This window comes from Bradyrhizobium sp. Leaf396 (assembly GCF_001424605.1).
GTDB lineage: Bacteria > Pseudomonadota > Alphaproteobacteria > Rhizobiales > Xanthobacteraceae > Bradyrhizobium > Bradyrhizobium japonicum_C.
Genome location: NZ_LMQJ01000066.1, coordinates 180,769 through 199,566 on the forward strand (window position 1 = coordinate 180,769; position 18,798 = coordinate 199,566).

Below are 18,798 nucleotides of genomic sequence, written 5' to 3' on the forward strand. Positions count from 1 at the left end.
CTAGAGCAGGTCCTTGGCGACAATTTCAACTCCTCCCGTGAGCCAGTTGACACGCACTTCGACCGCATTCCCGAGGCGCGTCAGGCGGATCGTGCCGCCACATGACGTACCGCTGGCGAAAAAACTGATCGTCGATAGGGCGGCGCGGCCATTGCAGCGCTGCGGCAGCAGCGCGTCGAACACCACGTCCTGCGGCACCTCGACGACCCAAGGGCTGGAGCCTGATCTCACGGTCCGCGAACGCGCGTCCACCGCAGTATTGACCGCGCCGTAACGCGCCAGCGCGGCCGTTCGGTCCGCCTTGAGCAGGGCAGCCACCTCGATCGCATAGGCCTCGAGCCGGGGCCGCGACGTCTGCGACGGAAGACGTGGCAACGCCACTGCCGCAAGCATCGCAACGATCGCAAGCACGCAGACCATTTCGAGCAGCGTGAAACCGGCCTCGCCGCACTCAGTTCTGCCCCGAAACGAGATCGGCCGCCGTGCCGGTACCGCCTTCCTGACCATCGGCGCCAAGGGAGCGGATTTCATAAGGCGCACGTTCCGCCGGTTGCTTGTAGACATAGAGGTTGCCCCAGGGATCTTTGGGAACATTGCCGCCCTTCAGGTAAGGCCCATTCCAGGACGCGACACCGCTCACGGGATGCGCCAGCGCGCCGAGGCCTTCAGAACTCGTGGGGAAACGCCCGGCATCGAGATAGAACAGGTCGAGCGCGCTGGTGAAGCTCTGGATCTGGATCCTTGCCGTCTTGACACGAGAATCGCTGAGATAGTTGAGCACCCGCGGGCCGACCAACGCCATGATCATGCCGATGATGGTGATGACGACGAGCATCTCCACCAGCGTGAAGCCTTCTTCACCACGCCGTCGCCGAGGACACCTCGGCGGAGGACTCAGACCCTTCCTCGAAAAGCCGATCACGCCCAACCTCCCTTATCAACCAACCACCTGTGTCACGGACAACAGCGCCGTCATCACCGACACGATCAGACCACCGACGACGACACTGATCAGGATGATCGCTGCAGGTCCGATGATGGCGACGACGCGATCAAGCTGCCGCTGCAGCTTTTCCTCGTAGAATTCGGCGACACGTCCCGACAGCGTCGGCAGTTGCCCAGTTTCTTCGCCGAGACGCAGCATCCGGACCGCAACAGGCGGCAGGACGGCGAACGCGGCCAGCGCGTCCGCGAGCCTTCCACCGTGTCGCACCCGATCGGCCATCGCCGACCACGCCGACGCGTTGCCGGTTGCGCTCATGATGTCGATCAGGATCCGGAGCGTCGCCGTCAGCGTCACGCCGCTGCCGAGGAGAATACCAAGATTACGCGAGAACAGAGCGGCGCGATGAAACTCCACGACGGTCGAGATGACGGGTAATCTCGCGATCTGGGTCACGATGCCGGACCGAACGGACGGCCGCCGCCAAGCCATCCAGCCGCCGGTCACGCCCGCGACGACGATCACGACGATTTCCAATCCATGACCTCGCAGAAGATCCGATAGCGCCAGGAACACCTCGATCACCGGATCAGTCTTCGCGTTGAAGTCGCGCAACACCGCCGAGAACTGCGGCAGCACGAAAGTGACGAAGAAGATCAGGACGCCGCCTGCGGCGAGCAGCACGAAGGCCGGATATTGCAGGGCGCCGGTGACCTTGCGGCGCAACGCCTCGGCGCGCGACCGTTCCGTTCCGATGGTCTCCAGGATGTCGTCCAGTCCGCCAGACATCTCGCCGACCCGGACCAGCGCAACGTACATCGGCGGAAACAAAGTCGGCTCGCGCGCCAGCGCCTCGGCAAAACTCTCGCCCGACAGAAGCGCGGTCTTGATGCCGTTGATGACGGAGCGAAGCCGGCCGGCGTCCATGTCGTTGGCGAGCAGTTCGAGTGCGTCGTTGAGCCGGGCACCCGCCTTCAGCAGCAAGGCGAGGTCGCGGGTGAAGATGGTGACCTCCGCCGGCCCCGGCCTCGAGAGTGCGCGTGACAGCGACCACTGCTCTGTCTGGATTTCGGGGTCGGCATCGATCGCGACCAGACCCAGATATTCGATGCGCTGAGCCACTTCGGCACGGCTCGCAGCAGCGATCGATCCCGAGACCACCTCGCCCTTCTGAGTCATCGCCCGATAACGAAAATTCGGCATGCCGTCACCGGATGGTGGTCACGCGCAGGATCTCGGCCGCCGAAGTCATGCCGGACAGGCATTTGGCACGCCCATCCTCGATCATCGTCGTCATTCCGTTGCGAATGGCGACCTTGTCGATCGACTCCCAATCGGACTGTTCCTCGATCAGCGCGCGGACTTCCTCGCTCATTTCCAGCACCTCGAACACCCCGATGCGACCGCGATATCCGACTTGGCCGCAGCGCTCGCAGCCGACCGGCTCGAAGATGACGTCGCCAAGCGACAGGCCGACCGCCGCATAGCGAGGATCGGCGTCGAGGTCGGCGTGGGTCAAAGGCCGGCTGCTCTTGCAACGGTCGCAAAGCTGCCGAACCAGTCGCTGCGCTATGACAGCCCGCAGGGTCGAGCGCAGCAGGAATGCCTCGACGCCGAGATCCAGCAGCCGCGGCACGGCCGCGGCTGCTGTCTCGGTGTGCAGGGTCGTCAGCACCAGATGGCCGGTGAGAGCGGCATGAATTGCCACATGGGCGGTTTCGGAATCACGGATCTCGCCGACCATTATGACGTCGGGGTCCTGACGCACGAATGACCGGAGGGCGGTGGCGAATGTCAGGCCGATCGCGGCCTTGGTCTGGGACTGCGAAACCCCGGGAATTTCATACTCAACGGGATCCTCGATCGTCAGGATCTTCCGTGTCGGCTCGTTGAGCAGCGACAGCACGGTCGCAAGCGTCGTCGTCTTGCCGCTGCCGGTGGGACCGGTCACGATGATCATGCCGTGCGGCAGCGCCAGCATCCGGCGCAACTTGCTCTGGTCGTCCGGCAGGAAGCCCAACTTGTCGATCGACAGCAACGCCCGATCGCGCGGCAGGAGGCGAATGACCGCAGACTCCCCGTGCTGCGTCGGCATGATCGCAACCCGTATGTCGATCTCGGAACGTGCGGCGCGGACCCGCGCGCCGCCGTCTTGCGGCAACCGCCGCTCTGCAATGTTGAGGCCTGCCAGGATCTTGATCCGTGAGATCACGGCGGCCGGCGGAATGCCGGCCGGCGTCGCTACGCTGCGCAGCAGCCCGTCGATGCGCATGCGTATCGCCAGAGCGTTGCGGCCGGGCTCGATGTGGATGTCGCTGGCGCGCAGTTCGACCGCCGTTTCGAACATATCATTGACCGCCCGCACCACAGGCGCTCCGCTGGCGAGGTCGCGGAGATTGTCGATGTCGTCCTCATGCACCGCCGCGCTAGCGGCAGCGCCGGCGCTCGCAGGTTCCTCATCGCCGAGGCGCTGGTCGAGCAAGGTGGCGATGTCCTCGAACGAGGCCACTTTAAGTGTGGGCTCGGCGTCGAGTACGATGCAGGCGGCCTGAACCGAGGCGCGATCCGTGGGATCGGCGAGCGCCAGCACCGGGGGGACGCCTTCCGAGAGCTTGTAGGGAAAGACCGCCATCTCCCGCAGGAAGCGGCGAGAAAACTGCTGGACCAACGGCTGGGCCGCCATCATCTCCTGCAGGCTCACGCGTGCAACGCCGAAGAACGACGAAGCCTCGTCGGCGAATTCATTGGCCGACAGTTCGCTCGTTTCCCATAGCCGGCGGAGCCCGCCTTCGGGCGCAATTCCCGGGCTGCCCGGAGCATCGACGTCCGTCGTCACCCCCGGCTTCTGGCCAAGGCGAGCCGCGAACTCGCGCGCATTCGGGAAAGCCATATACGTCTACCGCAGTCACTCTGATGGCCGCAGAGCGGCGAGCGGGCCATTTACCTCATTTTTACGAACGGAAATGTGACGCCATGATCAGCGACGATACTGCCTTCTCATTTGATCAAAACCTTTCTGCGAAAGCTGCCGTAATAGCCGCATAAACCCGGCGTCACGACAGACTTATGATGTATTATCATATCGAATAACTAAGCTCGGACAATTCATAACACATGATTGTCACACGAGAGGGATAAGCAGGGTCTTGGTCGGCTCGCCCGCCGCAACTAAAACCAGTGGGGCGTGCGTGAGTGAGGCAGACAGTGAGCCGAACAGCATTCCGGATCGGCTTGATCGTCCACTGCGGCTTGCTCTGCGTGTTGTTGGGATCGTGCAACACGGTGAGCGGCATAGCCAACGTCGATGCCAAGGATCCTGACGTTTTCGACAAGGTCAGGTCCATCGACCTGTTGCCACGATATCCGAACCAGCTGCCGCAACGTGAGCTCTCGACCGGTCCCCGCGCAAAGACCGCGATCTATACCGGCGCCTCCGGCGAAGACGCCCCCGTCGCGACGTCGTCCCAGCAAGCCAGCGTCAGTGCCGATCGCTTCGAGCTGAACTTCGACAATTCACCGATTGCGTCCGTCGCCAAGGTCGTGCTCGGAGACATCCTCGGCGTCGGCTATGTGATCGACCCGCGCGTCCAGGGCAATATCAGCCTGTCTTCCGGACGTCCGATACCGAAGTCCGACGTGGTGTTCGCCCTGGAGAACGCGCTGAGGATCGGCGGCATAGCATTGGTGCGGGACGATACCGGTTACAGGCTGATGCCGCAGGCCGACGCGGTCGGCGCAGGCGCCGCCGATGCATCCGACCGCATGACTCCCGGCTACGGCGTCACCGTTGTGCCGCTGCAATATGTCTCGGCGCAGACCGTGATCAAGCTGGTGGACAGCTTCGCCACGAAGCAGGGCATGATCCGTGCCGAGACCGGCCGGAACCTGATCCTGATTCAGGGCTCGGGCAGCGAGCGTCGCAATGCGGTCGACCTCGTGCTCAGCTTCGACGCCGATTTCCTCAAGGGCCAATCGGTTGGCGTCTTCCCGGTCCAGAACAGCAATCCGGGGCCGATCATTGCCGAGCTTGAGAAGATCGTTGATTCCGGCGAAGGCGGAATGACGCAAAATCTGATCAAGTTCCAGTCCATCGCCAGGATGAACGCGGTGCTCGCGGTGACACGGCGGCCGGAGCTGCTGAAGCGTGTCGAGACCTGGATACGCCGCCTCGACACCACGAACAGCGGCCGGTCCGCCGTTCACGTTTACCGGGTCAAATTCGGCGATTCCAAGCAGATCGCGCGCGTGCTCAACGACGTCTTCGGCTCGGGTGGTGGGGCGGGTTCATCGACGTCGCCCCTGGATGGCGCGGGCGGGCCGGTTGCGCCGGGATCGGGAATTGCCGCGAGCTCCAGCGGAGGATCCGCCCTCAGCCGGTTGTCGGCGGCGCCCGCTTCGTCAAGCGGCGGATTCAGCTCCAATGCCGGAGGCCGCGCGGCAAACAGCGCCTCCGTGGATCCTTCTTCCGGTCAGGCCGGCTACGCGACATCATCGAACGCTCAAGCCGCCACCAGCCTGTTCGACAGCACCGCCGGGCAAAACACCGGCCGCGGCGGCGCGAGTGCGAGTAACGTGCTCGATGGCGTCCGCATCACCGCCGATAGCGTCAACAACACGCTGCTGATCTACGCCAGTCAGGAACAGTATCGCATCATCGAGCAGACCATCCGGGAGATCGATCAGCCCCAGCTGCAGGTGGCGATCGATGCGACGATCGCCGAAGTGACGCTGACGGACGATCTCCAGTATGGCGTTCAGTCGTACATCATGAGTCGCGATGTCGGCCTCAAGCCGAATACCGGCTCGTTCGGTTACAACGGAGCGACCTCGGTTGCCGCGGCTGCAGCCGACGTCGTGCTTCAACGTGCCATCCCCGGCTTCAATTTTCTGGTGGGCTCGGCGCAAACGCCGCGGGCCGTCCTCAATGCCCTGCATGCGGTCACAGATGTCAAGGTGCTGTCGAACCCCTCGGTGGTCGTGATCGACAACCAGATCGCGACCTTGCAGGTTGGCGACGAAATTCCGATCCAGACCGGGAGCGCGACGGTCCTGACCGGCAACAATACCATTGCCAATACCACCGATTACCGCAGCACTGGCATCATCCTGCGCGTCGTCCCTCGCATCAATGCGAATGGGAACGTCAGGCTCGACGTCGAGCAGGAGATATCCAATCCCGTTAACAATTCATCGACATCGCAGTCCTCATCGACCTCGACCAATTCGCTGACGCCGACGGTATCGACCCGCAAGGTCCGCAGTTCGGTTGCTGTTGCGAGCGGACAGACCGTCCTGCTGGCAGGACTCATCAGCGATACTCAGACCAAGGCTCGCGCGGGGATCCCCGGGCTTGATCAAATTCCCGGTCTCGGCGAGGTCGTGTTTGGCCAGACCGACAAGCAGGTCAGGCGTACCGAACTCATCATCTTCATCCGCCCCCAGATCATCCGCGACGGCGCCGACGCTCATTTCGTCGCCGAGGAACTGCGCACCAAGCTTCGCGGCACGATCAACGCGATCGGCCCGCAGCCGAATGCACCAACGACGTATCGTTGACCGGGACATGGTTCATAAGCGAGAGCGCTTTCGTATGTTCAGGTCGCGCACAATGGCATTGGTCGTCCTCGCATGCGGTCTCGCCTGGACTTGCGCTGCTCACGCCGATGCGCTCGGCGCCGGCACGCATGCCTTCAACCGCGGCGACTATAACACGGCTGCACGGCTGTTGTTGCCCCAGGCCGAGCGTGGCAGCGCCAGAGCGCAGGGCATGGTGGGCTTCATGTACGCGACGGGTCAAGGGCTTCCGCAGGCCTACGATGCGGCCACCTACTGGTACCGCCTTTCGGCCGAGAAAGGCGATTTCACCTCGCAGTATCTGCTTGGCCTGGCCTACGACAAGGGGCAAGGCGTTCCCCAGGACGAGGTGGCCGCCTACAAATGGCTCAACCTTGCCGCTGCTCATGCGCCGAAGCGCATGCGCGAGAACTTTGCCAAGCTTCGCAACGCCGTTGCTTCCAAGATGAGCCCGGGTCAGATCGCCGCCGGCCAATGGCATGCGCTGCGCTGGCCCCAGGAATCACATTTCTGAGCGGGTTCAGCCGGCGTTCGCGAGCGCGGTCCGAAGCAGCCAGCATCCCCAGATCGCGGGCGCAAAGAAGAGCCCGAACGGCAGCCGGGCATTGTGCGACATGGGTTTGCCGAGCACAAACCGTCTGAAACCGAAAACTGCCAGCGCCCCGAGAGCTGCCAGTTCGATCGCAATCGGCACGATCGACCAGTCGAGCCACGCTCCGGCAACGGCAGCCAACTTGACATCCCCGAGACCGATACCGTGACGTCGCCGCAGCCCGAGATAGACGGCCCGGAGCCCAAGGAATGCTCCGACCACGACGAGCGCGCGCAGCGCCGCCTCGGCAGGCCATGTCGGATCGCCATGGCCGAGCACAAGAGCGTTGGCAAGGCCCAGCAGGACACCAGCCGCGTTGAGCTGGTCAGGTATCAAGTAGATCTTCGCGTCCACGGCGGCGATCGACAGCATCAGCAGCGCCAGGCCAGCGCCGAAGACCCCCGCCACCCCGTCACCTACTGCCAAGCTTGCAGCAACGCCGGAGATCCCCGCCGCAAAGCCCAAGAGGATCGTCCGTTTGTCGTACCAGCCGTCCAATCGGCTTCCAGCGGCTCGAACGATCAAGCCGCAAGGCTGGCGGCCGGCAGCCCGGACCATCACGGTCTTACCCGATACCCCATCCGTCATGCCGACATCTCCAGGCGGAAAGCACCTTTCGTTCCTCACACTAGATCGATGATCCGGCCCGCATGTGACATTCACATCGATTGTTAACGATAGTTGCACCCGGCGGACGTGACCCTGCGCGAGCCATCCAATTGGATACAATTTTAGTCAGCGGCTTAGCTGGATCGCGAGTTGCTTGTGCGAGCCTGTCCTGCGGAGATTGTCCGGGGGGACGGCATGAGCCTGAAGAGCAATGTTGGGGTCTTGGTTGCCGCCGGGCTGGTCGCAGCCTGCCTCGCTTCAAAGCCCGCGCAGGCGTTCCTCGCGCGCCCTGCCCTGTTTGCCGCGCTTGGCGCCGCGACGAAGCCGCCGACGGGATGGCAGCAATTCTGCACCGAGAATGCGGAGGAATGCCGTCCGGGCACGGATCAGGCGCGCGACCTGATGTTAACGCCCGAACTGCTGCAGGAACTGTACAGGGTCAACAAATATGTGAACGATCGCGTGACCTGGACCAGCGATGAGACCTTGTACGGCAAGGCCGAACGCTGGACGTTCCCGCTCGATCGTGGCGATTGCGAAGATATCGTCCTGCTCAAGCGCAAGCTGCTGATCCGGGCAGGCTGGCCGCAAGGTTCGCTCCTGATCACGACGGTCGAACAGCCCGCTCCCGCCAGCGGAAATCATGCCGTTCTGACGGTCCGCTCCGACCGCGGCGAGATGATCCTCGATAACCAGACGTCCGAAATCCTGTTCTGGTACGAGACGAAGTATCGCTATCTATCCCGCCAAAGCGTATCCGACCCCAACCTTTGGGTCTCTTTCGGGACCGAACAGCCCAAACCAGCGGCCGTAGCCAGCCAGCGCTGATCGACCGGACTGGCCTCGCCACCCGCAGACTTCACGTCAAACTGAAGACGAACCGGGCGGAGGCGCACCAACCGGGCCGAAGCGTGCGCCTCGGCGTCGCACACGCTCCCGACACAATAACATTGTCTACCCGCAATGATATAAATATATCATTAGCCATGGAATGATTCGCTTGTCGAATTGTACTTATATCGTGTTCACCCCCATTGGCTCTCATGCAGAGGCACATATGACAACCGAATTTGTAGCGAGCGGCACGACGACAGTTTCCTCTTCCACCACAACCACCTACATCATCGTCGCCCCCGGCACTCTCGAAATCGCCAACGGCGGCGTGGTATCCGGGGCAACGGCCGTCGGCGCAGGCAGCAGCATCGTGATTGAGGCCGGCGGTACAGCCAACAACTCGACGATCGTCGGCGGCGTCCAGTTCAGCTATGGGACCGTAAACGGCGCCGTGATCTCGAACGGCGGCGTGCAGCACGTTTATGGCGGCACGGCAAGCAACGTCATCGTCAGCGCCGGCAGCTATCAGGACGTCATGAACGCCACCGTCACTGGAACGACCTTGGCGGGCTCGCGTCAGGTCCATGTCGGTGGCGTTACGTACTCGACCGTCATCGTCAGCGGCGGTAACGATTTTGTTGCAGCCGGCGGAACGACCTACAGCACGACCATTTCGTCTGGTGGCTTGCAGTATGTCGGCGCGGACGGCACATCGAACGGCACGCATATCAACAATGGCGGATACCAGTACGTTCTGGGCACCGGCAATGATACCATCGTTTTCGGCGGCGGCGTTCAGCAGGTTGCCGGCACGACCAACAACAGCGTCGTCATGAGCGGCGGCATCCAGCACGTCGTCCTCAGCGGCACGGCGATCACGACGACGGTGCAGGCGGGCGGATTCCAGCAGGTCAATGGCGGGACCGTTGATGGCAGCCAGGTCAGCGGCAGCCTGCAAGTTCTTGCGACGGGCAACTCGATCGACACGGTCGTTCTTGCCGGTGGCAACGAGTACGTCGGCGCGGGCGCAACGGCGAGCGGCACGACCGTGAATGCAGGCGGCCTGCAATACATCGACGTGGGCGGCTCGGCGACCGCGACGAGCGTGAACGGCGGCTACGTCTTCGTAGCAGGTTCGGCCTCTGGCGCCATCGTCACGAGCGGCGAGTTCGACGTGGCGGGCTCTGCCAGCAACACGCACCTGGCCGGAGGCACCGGCTACGTCTATGCTGGTGGCGTGCAGAACGGCGTGGATTTCGCCGGTGCGGCATCGAGACTCTATCTCGAAAACGAATTGGGGCTGACCGGTACCGTCTCGAATTTCGAGGTCGGCGATCTCATCGACTTCCGCAATCTGGTCGTATCTTCCTACGCCTTCGACGGCGCCAACCTCACACTGAACACGAATGGCGGATCGTTCAGCTATCTGTTCTCGGGCGTCCAGGCCAATACCGAAATCAACGTGACCTCCGACGGTCAAGGCGGCACAGCGATCTCCCTGGCTCTGCTGACGCAGTTCTCCAGCACGTTGGTTCCGGACGCCGGTGAAGGCATCACGCCCCAAGGCTTCGAGGGCCAGAACACACAATTGGTGCACGCGCAGACCTAAGCGCGCGCCTCGGAGGCCGTATCGGGGCAGACCCCGGTACGGTCCCCGCTGTCGGCCCTTGGACATGCTGCGGCGCCAAGAGAGACAAACGAGAAGTGCGGCCTGCGAGCGAAAGGCCACTGCTTCCAGCCTTCATCCCCGACACCCTGCGCAGAATTATCATCTTGCCGGGCACAATGTCGCAGGACGAGAAGAAAAGTATCATAAAATATAACAAAGATATCGTTTACATCCGGCGTGGGTCTTGAGGCACGTCCGGAATCGCCCGCGCGCGCAGAATTGCCCTTCAGCGCTCCCAGCAGCATCATTTGAGGTTTGTTATGACGACCGTCGTAAAAATAGGTACCGAATTTCAGATCAATAGCCAGACGACCGGCGGCCAGTGGTATCCCTCCGTCACCGGACTTGCCAATGGCGGCTTCGTCGTCACCTGGCAGGACGGTCTCGCGGGCTATAACGGCAGCGGCAGCAGCTCGCTCGGAGACACCAGCGGTTCCTCGGTCAAGGCACAGCTCTATGCAGCCGACGGCAGCAAGGTCGGCGGCGAATTCCTCGTCAACACCCAGACCACGGGTTCGCAGGCCACTCCGGTCGTGACCGGCCTCAGCAATGGTGGGTTCGTCGTCTCCTGGCAGGATCAGAACTCGACCAGCGGCGACATCAGGGCGCAGATCTACAGTGCCAGCGGCACGCCGGTAGGCGGCGAGATCTCAATCAACGCGGTCACCGCCAACAACCAGAACATGCCGGCCATCACTGGCCTGCCTAACGGCGGCTTCGTTGTCGCCTGGACCAACCAAGGCTCCTCCGCCCCCGACGTCAAGGCCCAGGTGTACGACGCGAACGGCGTCAAGGTGGGCTCGGAATTCCTGGTGAATTCCAGCAATGTCTATGATCAGGAACGCACATCGATCGCCACGCTGAGCAACGGCGATTTCGTGGTGACCTGGAATGACTTTCGCACCGGCAACTGGGAAGTTCGCGGCCAGGTGTTCCACCCGACCGCCAGCGGCGCGACCAAGGTAGGCAGCGAGTTCACCGTCGACCAAGCTTACTACAATAACCGCATGGTTGCCGGCGTGACCGGACTGGCCAACGGCAATTTCGTCATCAGCTTCGAGGATACCAGCGGCGAGGTTCGGGCCCAAGTGTTCACCGCCGCCGGCACCAAGGTCGGCTCCGAATTCCAGGTCAATACGCAGACCGGCGGAAATCAGGGCTTCTCGAGCATCACCGCCCTGACCGGCGGCGGCTTCGTCGTGACCTGGTCCGACGAAGGCATCGCTGACGGCAATGGCTCCGGCATCAAGGCGCAGGTCTATGATGCGGCCGGCGTCAAGGTCGGCGGCGAGTACGTCGTCAATTCGCAGACGGCCAGCTATCAGTACTATCCGACCGTCGCGGCGCTCGCCAATGGCGGCTTCGTGATCAGCTGGCAGGACTTCAGCCAGACGCTCGGCGACAATTCGTCTTACGGCATCACGGCCCAGGTCTTCAATGTGGCCAACGCACCCACCGCGCCGACCATCGTGTCGGTGACCGACGACGTGTCCCCGAACACCGGCGTCATCGGCAACGGTGCCAGCACCAACGACACCAACCTGACGGTACGGATTGCGACCGGCAGCAACTTTGCCGGCGACGTGATCCAGCTGTTCGACGGCCAGACCGCGCTGGGCACCGGCGTGACGCTCACGCTCGCCGACGTCGCGCGCGGCTACATCGACCTTCAGACCGGCGTCCTCGGCAATGCCACCCACGCAATCACCGCCAAAGTCACCGATACGACTGGCGCGACAAGCGATGCCGCAACCATGGTGAACGTCACCGTCGACACGGTTGCGCCCGCCGTCGCCATTGGCGGGGTCAGCCTGAACACGGGCAGTCTTCCCAGCTTCACGGTCAGCGGCATCACCGAGCCCGGTCTGCAGGTCACAGTGTATGACGGGGCCACACTGATCGGCACCACCGTGGCAGGCAATGACGGCTCCTGGAGCCTTGCCGGCGTGACGCTGGTCGAAGGCGCCAACGGCCTCACGGCCAAGACGACCGATCTTGCCGGCAACGTCGGCGGCTCGCTGGTTTTCGTAGCCCCCACCCTGGTGTCGACGGCCCCCGTCTCGGTCAACTCGGCCAGCACCACGTCGATGGGCTACGTGGTCCTCGGGAGCGGCGTTCTCGACGTGGTCAGCGGCGGCAACGTCTCCGGCCAGATCACGATCGGCAATGGCGGCGTGGTCGTTCTCAACGGCGGGACGACCCAGCACACCGAAATCCTGAACGGCGGCGTGCAGTATGACTACGGCAACGCCAGCGATACGATCGTTCGCGCCGGTGGTCAGCAGCACGTCTATTTCGGCGGCAAGGCTGACGGCACCACGGTGGAAGCCGGCGGCTACCAGGACGTCTATTCGAGCTCGACCGTCACCAACGTTACGCTGAAGGGCCAGCAGCAGGTTCTTGCAGGCGGCAGCGCGATCGACACCACCGTCACGAGCGGTGGTTATCAGTACGTCGGCAACGGCGGCCACACTGAACGCACCGTGATCGAGACCGGCGGCCTCCAGTACGTCGACACCGGAGCCACCACGGATGACACCGTCATCAACGGCGGCTTCCAGTTCGTCAACGGAAGCTCGACCGGTGGTTCGATCGGCGGCGGCCAGTCGCAGACCGGCGGCATTGCGACCAACGTAACGGTGAAGAACGGGGGCGCCCAGCACGTCTACAACGGCGGCAACGCCTCGGGCACGACGATCGAAGCCGGCGCCTTCCAAGACGTTTACCACGGCGCCGTGACTGGGACGATCCTCAGCGGCTCGCAGCAGGTCCTCGAAGGTGCCACCGCCGACCAGACCGTGATCCAGTCCGGCGGCAACGCTTACGTCGGCAATGGCGGCAGCGTGTCGGCGACCACGGTGAATGCCGGCGGCCTCCTGTACGTCGACACAGGCGCGACCGCTTCGGGCACGACGATCGATGGCGGCTTCGCCTGGGTTGCCGGCACGGCCTCCAACACGACCCTCAACGGCGGCGAACTGGACGTGACGGGTTCGGCCTCGGGCACGCATCTCGCCGGCGGTGTGGAACGCGTTCTTGCGGGCGGCGTGCAGAATGGCGTCGATTTTGCCGGCTCAGCGGCAACGCTAAAGCTGGAGAATGCCGACGGCCTCAGCGGCACCGTCTCGAACTTCGAAGTCGGGGACATGATCGACCTGCTCAATACGTCGGTCTCCTCGTTCACCTTCGACGGCTCGACCCTGACACTGGTAACGAATGCCGGTACCCACGCCTACCAGTTTGCCGGCGTACAGTCCGGCACCGAGCTGAACGTCGCTGACGACGGCCACGGCGGGACGGCCATCTCGCTGTCGCTGCTCGTGCAGCAGTCGGCCAGCCTCGTTCCCGACGCAGGCACGGAGAGCAGCTTCGTCGCGCAGGACACCAACCAGCAGCAGACCACGCTGGTCAGCCACGGCTGATCCGCGATCGGCCGGTTCTGCCGATCCTTGATTTGCGTCAGAAGCGGCGGAGGCCTCGCGGCCGCCCGCCGACTTCACATCGGCGATCTGCAAGCAATAACATTGCCTGCACGGATCAAACATAGTTATCAAACCGTAACATAGCAGCGTTAGCTATCGGCGGCCTGCCGCCGGCAGGAGATGTCCGATCATCCGGACCCGGTGACTTCGGATAGCTGCAGTCCATGACCGCAAACGAAACCAATGCGAGCGACCCGGCGGCCAATCAGGCCTCCGCTGCGGTCTCCGCGAGGCCCGCGGCCGATCCAGGTCTGACCGCACTGGTCATGATGCTTCAGTTTCTCGGGGTCTCCGTCGAGCCGGAGCAACTTCGTCATCAGCTCGGCGTCAACATCGTCGGCATCACTGAGATGCTGCGCTCCACCAGGCAGTTCAACGTCAAGGCGCGGCTGGTGAAGACGAGCTGGGACCGGCTCGACAAGACGCCCTTGCCCGCCATCGTCCCCCTGCGCGACGGCGGCTTCCTGATTCTCGGCAAGGCGGGCGACGGCAAGGCGATCGTCCAATATCCCGGCTCGCCGCGTCCGCAGATGCTGACCAAAGCCCAGTTCGAAGTACTCTGGGACGGCCGCGTCATCTTGATGACCAAGCGGGCGGCGTTGGCCGAATTGTCGCGGCGCTTCGACATCACCTGGTTCATGGGTGCGATCAACCGCTATCGGGGTCTCCTCGGCGAGGTGCTCCTGGCTTCGTTCTTCCTGCAGATCTTCGCGCTGGTGTTGCCGCTTTTCTTCCAGGTGGTGATCGACAAGGTGCTCGTCCACCGCAGCCTCGGCACGCTGGACGTGCTGGTCGTCGGCATCGTCGCGATATCGATTTTCGAGGTCGCCCTCGGCGGCCTGCGCACCTATCTTTTCGCGCACACCACGAACCGCATTGACGTAGAACTCGGCGCCCGCCTTTTCCGTCATCTGCTTGCGCTTCCGCTGTCCTATTTCCAGGCGCGGCGGGTCGGCGACACCGTGGCACGGGTCCGTGAGCTCGAGAATCTGCGCAATTTCATCACCGGCTCGGCCCTGACGCTGGTGATCGATTTGTTCTTCACCGTCGTGTTTCTCGCGTTGATGGCGTTCTACTCACCCCTTCTGACCGCGATCGTGATCGCGTCCTTTCCGTTCTATATCGCCATCTCCGCCGGAGCCACGCCACTGTTTCGCAACCGGCTCGACGAGAAATTCAAGCGCGGCGCCGAGAACCAGTCATTCCTGGTTGAGAGCGTCACAGGCGTCGAGGCGCTCAAGGCCATGGCCGTCGAGCCGCAGATGCAACGGCGTTGGGAAGAGCAGCTTGCGAGCTATGTCGCCTCCAGCTTCCGCGTGGTCAATCTCGGCAATGTCGCGAGCCAGGGCGTTCAATTCGTCAGCAAGATCAACATGGCGTTGCTGCTCTATTTCGGCGCCAAGCTCGTCATCGATGGCAATCTGACCGTTGGCGAATTGGTCGCCTTCAACATGCTGTCGGGCCGGGTTACCGCGCCGGTGCTGAGATTGTCTCAACTTTGGCAGGAGTTCCACCAGGCGAGATTGTCGGTCGAGCGGCTCGGGGACATCCTCAACACCGTGCCGGAGCCGACGCATCGGCCGGGCCGCGCGACCCTGCCGGCGATCCGCGGCGAGATCACCTTCGAACACGTCGGCTTTCGCTATCGCATCGACGGACCGTCCATCCTGAACGACATCAACCTGAAAATACCGGCCGGCCAGATCGTCGGCATCGTCGGGACTTCCGGGTCCGGCAAGAGCACGTTGGGAAAGCTGATCCAGCGGCTCTATCTTCCTGAATCAGGGCGGGTGCTGGTCGATGGCAACGACCTCGCCGCGGTCGATCCGACCTGGCTGCGCCGGCAGGTCGGTGTGGTGCTGCAGGAGAACATGTTGTTCAACCGCTCGGTGCGCGACAACATCGCGCTGGCCGATCCTGCCCTGCCAATGGACCGCGTGGTCGCCGCGGCGAAGCTCGCCGGCGCGCACGAGTTTATCCTCGAACTGCAGGACGGCTACGACACGATCATCGGCGAACGCGGCAGTACGCTGTCGGGCGGTCAGCGCCAGCGCATCGCAATCGCGCGGGCGCTGACCACCAATCCGCGCGTGCTGATCTTCGACGAAGCCACCTCGGCGCTCGACTACGAGAGCGAGCGGGTGATCCAGCAGAACATGCGCGAGATCACCGCCGGCCGTACCGTCCTGATCATCGCACATCGGCTGTCGACCGTGCGCACGGCCGACCGCATCATCACAATCGAGCGCGGCCGCATCGTCGAGGACGGCTCGCACGACCAGCTGATCCGCAGTGGCGGCCGTTATGCGACCCTTCATCGGGTCCAGGCAGGCATCCATGAAGTCGGCTAGGGCGATCCTCGCCTCGCTGCGCAGGCCGACGCGCACGCGCGACGAACTGGCCTTTCTGCCGGCCGCCCTCGAGATCGTGGAAACCCCGCCCTCCCCGATTGGCCGCGCCATTTCCGCCACGATCTCGGCGGTGTTCCTGATCGCACTGATTTGGGCCAGCATCAGCACGGTCAACATCATTGCTACTGCAACCGGGAAGATCGTCCCGGATGGTCGCACCAAGGTCATCCAGCCCTTCGAGACAGCCGTAGTGCGCGCCATCCACGTGCGGGATGGTCAGCGCGTCAAGGCCGGAGATATCCTGATCGAACTCGACCCGACGATGAGCCAGGCGGAGCTCAGCCATCTCCAGAGCGACCTCCTCGCCGGTGAACTCGACATCGCACGGCTGCGGGCTGCCCTTGCTGGTGGCGACGAAAGCAAATTCGTCCCGCCCCAACGCGCTACCCCTGAGCAGATCCAAACCGCCAAGCGGTTTCTCGCTTCGCAAACGGCCGAACAGGCGGCCAAGCTGAGCACGTTGGAATGGCAGGGCACGCAAAAAAAAGCGGAGCGGGCCACCACCGAGGCCTCGATCGGGAAGATCTCCTCGTTGATCCCAATCCTCCAGCAGCGCGTCGACGTGCGGAAATATCTCGTCGAGCGCGAATTCGGCTCCAAGCTGCAATATCTCACCGAGATGCAGGACCTCGTCTCCTACCAGCAGGAACTGCTAGTGCAGAAGAGCCACTTCGCCGAGGCTGACGCGGCCGTGGGCGGCATCGAAGAGACCGTGCGGCGTACGGAAGCCGAATACCGGCGTGCCTTGTTCGACGAACTCGCAAAGGCCGAGCAGAAGGTGGCAGGGCTGCGCCAGGACATTGTCAAGGCCGAGCAGCGCACCAGCCTTCTACGCCTCACCGCGCAGGAAGACGGCATCGTGCAACAACTCGCCGTCCACTCGATCGGGGGCGTCGTCACGCCGGCACAGACGCTGATGGTTTTGGTACCAACCAGCGGCGGCCTCGAAATCGAAGCCATGATCTCCAATCGCGACATCGGCTTCGTCCGTCCGGGCGAAGAGGCCGCGATCAAGATCGATACGTTCAGCTTCACCCGTTACGGATTGCGTCAGGGCAAAGTGCTCAGCGTCTCGCAGGACGCCATCGTCCGCAACAAGCCGGGGGAAAAGCCCGTCGACGCGCAATCGGGCAGCGAAGCGGCATCCAGCGAGCCGAAAGGTCAGGAACTCGTCTATTCCGCCCGAGTCTCCCTCGACCGCCCCGAAATGGACGTCGATGGGCGCATCGTCAATCTGGCGCCCGGCATGGCCGTGACGGTTGAAATCAAGACCGGCACGCGGACGATCCTGAGCTATCTGCTCTCACCGCTCATTCGCTACGGTCAGGAAAGCTTGCGGGAGCGCTGAGGCGCGGCAATGACAAGCCAGTAACGCGAATTGCGTCGGCGTAGACATCGCGACGCTTGGTTAGCATGAAGTCAGTGCTGCCAATTTCCACCCCATTCTGCCGGATGGTCTCGGTCACCTCCCAATGTGCAAGCGAAGCCGGTGAGCGATATACCTCCCGCATAGGGTTGCCGGACAGAAATTACGGATCGTTCTCAGGCAGCTCCACGGCGTCTTCGAACTTGCTGAGCGCAAGCTCCGGCTCGTCCCGAGCAGACAGTGCTGCGCCTGCGCCAAAGAAACGATGATGCGAGCGTTGGCTGCGCCCGTAAGCGGCATGCGCATCTTTTGGCGCTGAACAGTTGCATAGTCGCGAAGCGCTTTCGTTTGGCGTAGTCGAAAGCGCGATTTGCCGAACAGAAAGCAAAGCATACAGGGACGATCGAATAATGGACCACACAACAAAAGGCTAAGCGCTACCGCGATCAGGCGGACGAATTTCGAGCTAAAAGCGATCTGATGGGCGACCCGGAGACACGGGCCCAATACAGCAAGGATGGCGGACGCCTACGACAACTTGGCGGTAGGCCAAGACGAAATCGTCCGGAACATAGCGCCAAAGTAGGACTCACCGATATTATTCAATGGGCTTTCTCAGCTTGTGGCCTGACGATCAAAGTGTAGCCATGCAGCGATATGGCGTTCCGGCATTTTTCCGCGTGTCGCCCTGACGCTCGGTGAAGCTCGCGAGCGCGTCCAGATTTTCGGTTTCGAGCGCGACGGGTAGTGCGACGAGTCCGAGTGCGTTGAACTGCGACACCCTTGGTCCCCGCGGTCGGCGGCCTCGACGGCATTGCGAGCCAGTCTTGCTGCGTAGTCGGCTTGCCCTTGCATCCAGGCCACGAAGGGCAGGTTGGAGCGAACGGTGATGAAGCGGTAGTCTGTTCAATTCCAGGGGCAGAGGTCGGAAGCTCGCAACGCGCAGACAGCGTTTATCTGCTCAATTCGTATTTTGATAGTTGAGCGACGTTCAACGCGCGCTGGCCTTCATCTACCTTCAGTCAAAAACGAAACCAGCACAGAATTTCCAAATGGGTGGCAAGCGGAATTTTTAAATGCGCGCGAAATTCGCCCTGAGCAGGGCTGTTTTCATACCAAAATCAGCGCGTTGGCGCTGGCTGGGGCGGGAGGGATCGAACCTCCGAATGGCGGAATCAAAATCCGCTTGATTATTCTGCTGTTTCAAGACGTATTTGGAAAAATGGACGAAATTCGCTCCAGTAATTTTAATACCTTAGCTGCTGTTTCCAAATGAATGCGGGACTCAGGGGGCAGCTTGTAGCGTGCTCTCGTGCGG

General features: G+C 62.7%; 14 protein-coding genes. 8 read left to right on the forward strand and 6 right to left on the reverse strand.

The window, feature by feature from the left end:
* From ASG57_RS35655 to ASG57_RS35670, 4 genes are read right to left on the reverse strand one after another with little or no spacing between them, the layout of a single operon-like run.
* A complete protein-coding gene (locus ASG57_RS35655) occupies window positions 1-507 on the reverse strand; it encodes a prepilin-type N-terminal cleavage/methylation domain-containing protein (RefSeq protein WP_082529109.1) in 507 nt (168 codons plus the stop codon).
* Window positions 452-898 (reverse strand): type II secretion system major pseudopilin GspG, encoded by a 447-nt coding sequence (gene gspG, locus ASG57_RS35660; RefSeq protein ID WP_057199297.1) that lies wholly within the window; start codon window positions 896-898, stop codon window positions 452-454. Before gspG ends, ASG57_RS35655 begins: the two co-directional genes overlap by 56 nt.
* A 39-nt stretch (window positions 899-937) precedes the next feature.
* A complete protein-coding gene (locus ASG57_RS35665) occupies window positions 938-2,146 on the reverse strand; it encodes a type II secretion system F family protein (RefSeq protein WP_057199213.1) in 1,209 nt (402 codons plus the stop codon).
* A 4-nt stretch (window positions 2,147-2,150) separates the two neighbouring features.
* Window positions 2,151-3,833, reverse strand: coding sequence for a GspE/PulE family protein (locus ASG57_RS35670; protein ID WP_082529111.1), 1,683 nt, complete (start codon window positions 3,831-3,833; stop codon window positions 2,151-2,153).
* A 314-nt stretch (window positions 3,834-4,147) separates the two neighbouring features.
* Here ASG57_RS35670 and gspD point away from each other — a divergent pair, with 314 nt between their 5' ends.
* The gene (gspD, locus tag ASG57_RS35675; RefSeq protein ID WP_057199214.1) at window positions 4,148-6,499 is read left to right on the forward strand and encodes a type II secretion system secretin GspD; all 2,352 of its coding nucleotides are present in this window, start codon (window positions 4,148-4,150) and stop codon (window positions 6,497-6,499) included.
* Window positions 6,500-6,551: 52 nt separating this feature from the next.
* A complete protein-coding gene (locus ASG57_RS35680; protein ID WP_230646575.1) occupies window positions 6,552-7,031 on the forward strand; it encodes a tetratricopeptide repeat protein in 480 nt (159 codons plus the stop codon).
* A gap of 6 nt (window positions 7,032-7,037) precedes the next feature.
* Here the strand turns inward: ASG57_RS35680 and ASG57_RS35685 are convergent, their stop codons facing one another.
* Window positions 7,038-7,607 (reverse strand): prepilin peptidase, encoded by a 570-nt coding sequence (locus tag ASG57_RS35685; protein WP_230646576.1) that lies wholly within the window; start codon window positions 7,605-7,607, stop codon window positions 7,038-7,040.
* Between the two features lie 306 nt (window positions 7,608-7,913).
* Between ASG57_RS35685 and ASG57_RS35690 the strand changes: the two genes are divergently transcribed.
* From ASG57_RS35690 to ASG57_RS35710, 5 genes are all read left to right on the forward strand, one after another.
* Window positions 7,914-8,546 (forward strand): transglutaminase-like cysteine peptidase, encoded by a 633-nt coding sequence (locus tag ASG57_RS35690; RefSeq protein WP_057199216.1) that lies wholly within the window; start codon window positions 7,914-7,916, stop codon window positions 8,544-8,546.
* 229 nt (window positions 8,547-8,775) lie between these two features.
* Window positions 8,776-10,161: a hypothetical protein gene (locus ASG57_RS35695; RefSeq protein WP_057199217.1), complete on the forward strand. Its 1,386-nt coding sequence runs from the start codon at window positions 8,776-8,778 to the stop codon at window positions 10,159-10,161.
* A 320-nt stretch (window positions 10,162-10,481) separates the two neighbouring features.
* Window positions 10,482-13,643 (forward strand): AIDA repeat-containing protein, encoded by a 3,162-nt coding sequence (locus ASG57_RS35700; protein ID WP_057199218.1) that lies wholly within the window; start codon window positions 10,482-10,484, stop codon window positions 13,641-13,643.
* Between the two features lie 224 nt (window positions 13,644-13,867).
* On the forward strand, window positions 13,868-16,054 hold the full coding sequence (locus ASG57_RS35705; protein ID WP_082529114.1) for a type I secretion system permease/ATPase: 2,187 nt from the start codon (window positions 13,868-13,870) through the stop codon (window positions 16,052-16,054).
* Window positions 16,041-17,462, forward strand: coding sequence for an HlyD family type I secretion periplasmic adaptor subunit (locus ASG57_RS35710; RefSeq protein ID WP_057199219.1), 1,422 nt, complete (start codon window positions 16,041-16,043; stop codon window positions 17,460-17,462). Before ASG57_RS35705 ends, ASG57_RS35710 begins: the two co-directional genes overlap by 14 nt.
* Before the next feature lie 652 nt (window positions 17,463-18,114).
* On the opposite strand, the gene ASG57_RS39590 is transcribed toward ASG57_RS35710, so the two are convergent.
* A complete protein-coding gene (locus ASG57_RS39590; protein WP_230646577.1) occupies window positions 18,115-18,261 on the reverse strand; it encodes a hypothetical protein in 147 nt (48 codons plus the stop codon).
* Between the two features lie 192 nt (window positions 18,262-18,453).
* On the opposite strand from ASG57_RS39590, the gene ASG57_RS38305 reads away from it, so the two are divergent.
* Entirely contained in the window at window positions 18,454-18,756 is a 303-nt protein-coding gene (locus ASG57_RS38305; protein ID WP_156402923.1) for a hypothetical protein, read from the forward strand.
* Window positions 18,757-18,798 lie beyond the last annotated feature (42 nt).

Bases quoted from the DNA above. Each gene is read 5' to 3' on its own strand.
- ASG57_RS35655 (WP_082529109.1), bottom strand. From the start codon at position 507: ATGGTCAGGAAGGCGGTACCGGCACGGCGGCCGATCTCGTTTCGGGGC.
- ASG57_RS35665 (WP_057199213.1), bottom strand. From the start codon at position 2,146: ATGCCGAATTTTCGTTATCGGGCGATGACTCAGAAGGGCGAGGTGGTC.
- ASG57_RS35670 (WP_082529111.1), bottom strand. From the start codon at position 3,833: ATGGCTTTCCCGAATGCGCGCGAGTTCGCGGCTCGCCTTGGCCAGAAG.
- ASG57_RS35680 (WP_230646575.1), top strand. From the start codon at position 6,552: ATGGCATTGGTCGTCCTCGCATGCGGTCTCGCCTGGACTTGCGCTGCT.
- ASG57_RS35690 (WP_057199216.1), top strand. From the start codon at position 7,914: ATGAGCCTGAAGAGCAATGTTGGGGTCTTGGTTGCCGCCGGGCTGGTC.
- ASG57_RS35695 (WP_057199217.1), top strand. From the start codon at position 8,776: ATGACAACCGAATTTGTAGCGAGCGGCACGACGACAGTTTCCTCTTCC.
- ASG57_RS35700 (WP_057199218.1), top strand. From the start codon at position 10,482: ATGACGACCGTCGTAAAAATAGGTACCGAATTTCAGATCAATAGCCAG.
- ASG57_RS35705 (WP_082529114.1), top strand. From the start codon at position 13,868: ATGACCGCAAACGAAACCAATGCGAGCGACCCGGCGGCCAATCAGGCC.
- ASG57_RS35710 (WP_057199219.1), top strand. From the start codon at position 16,041: ATGAAGTCGGCTAGGGCGATCCTCGCCTCGCTGCGCAGGCCGACGCGC.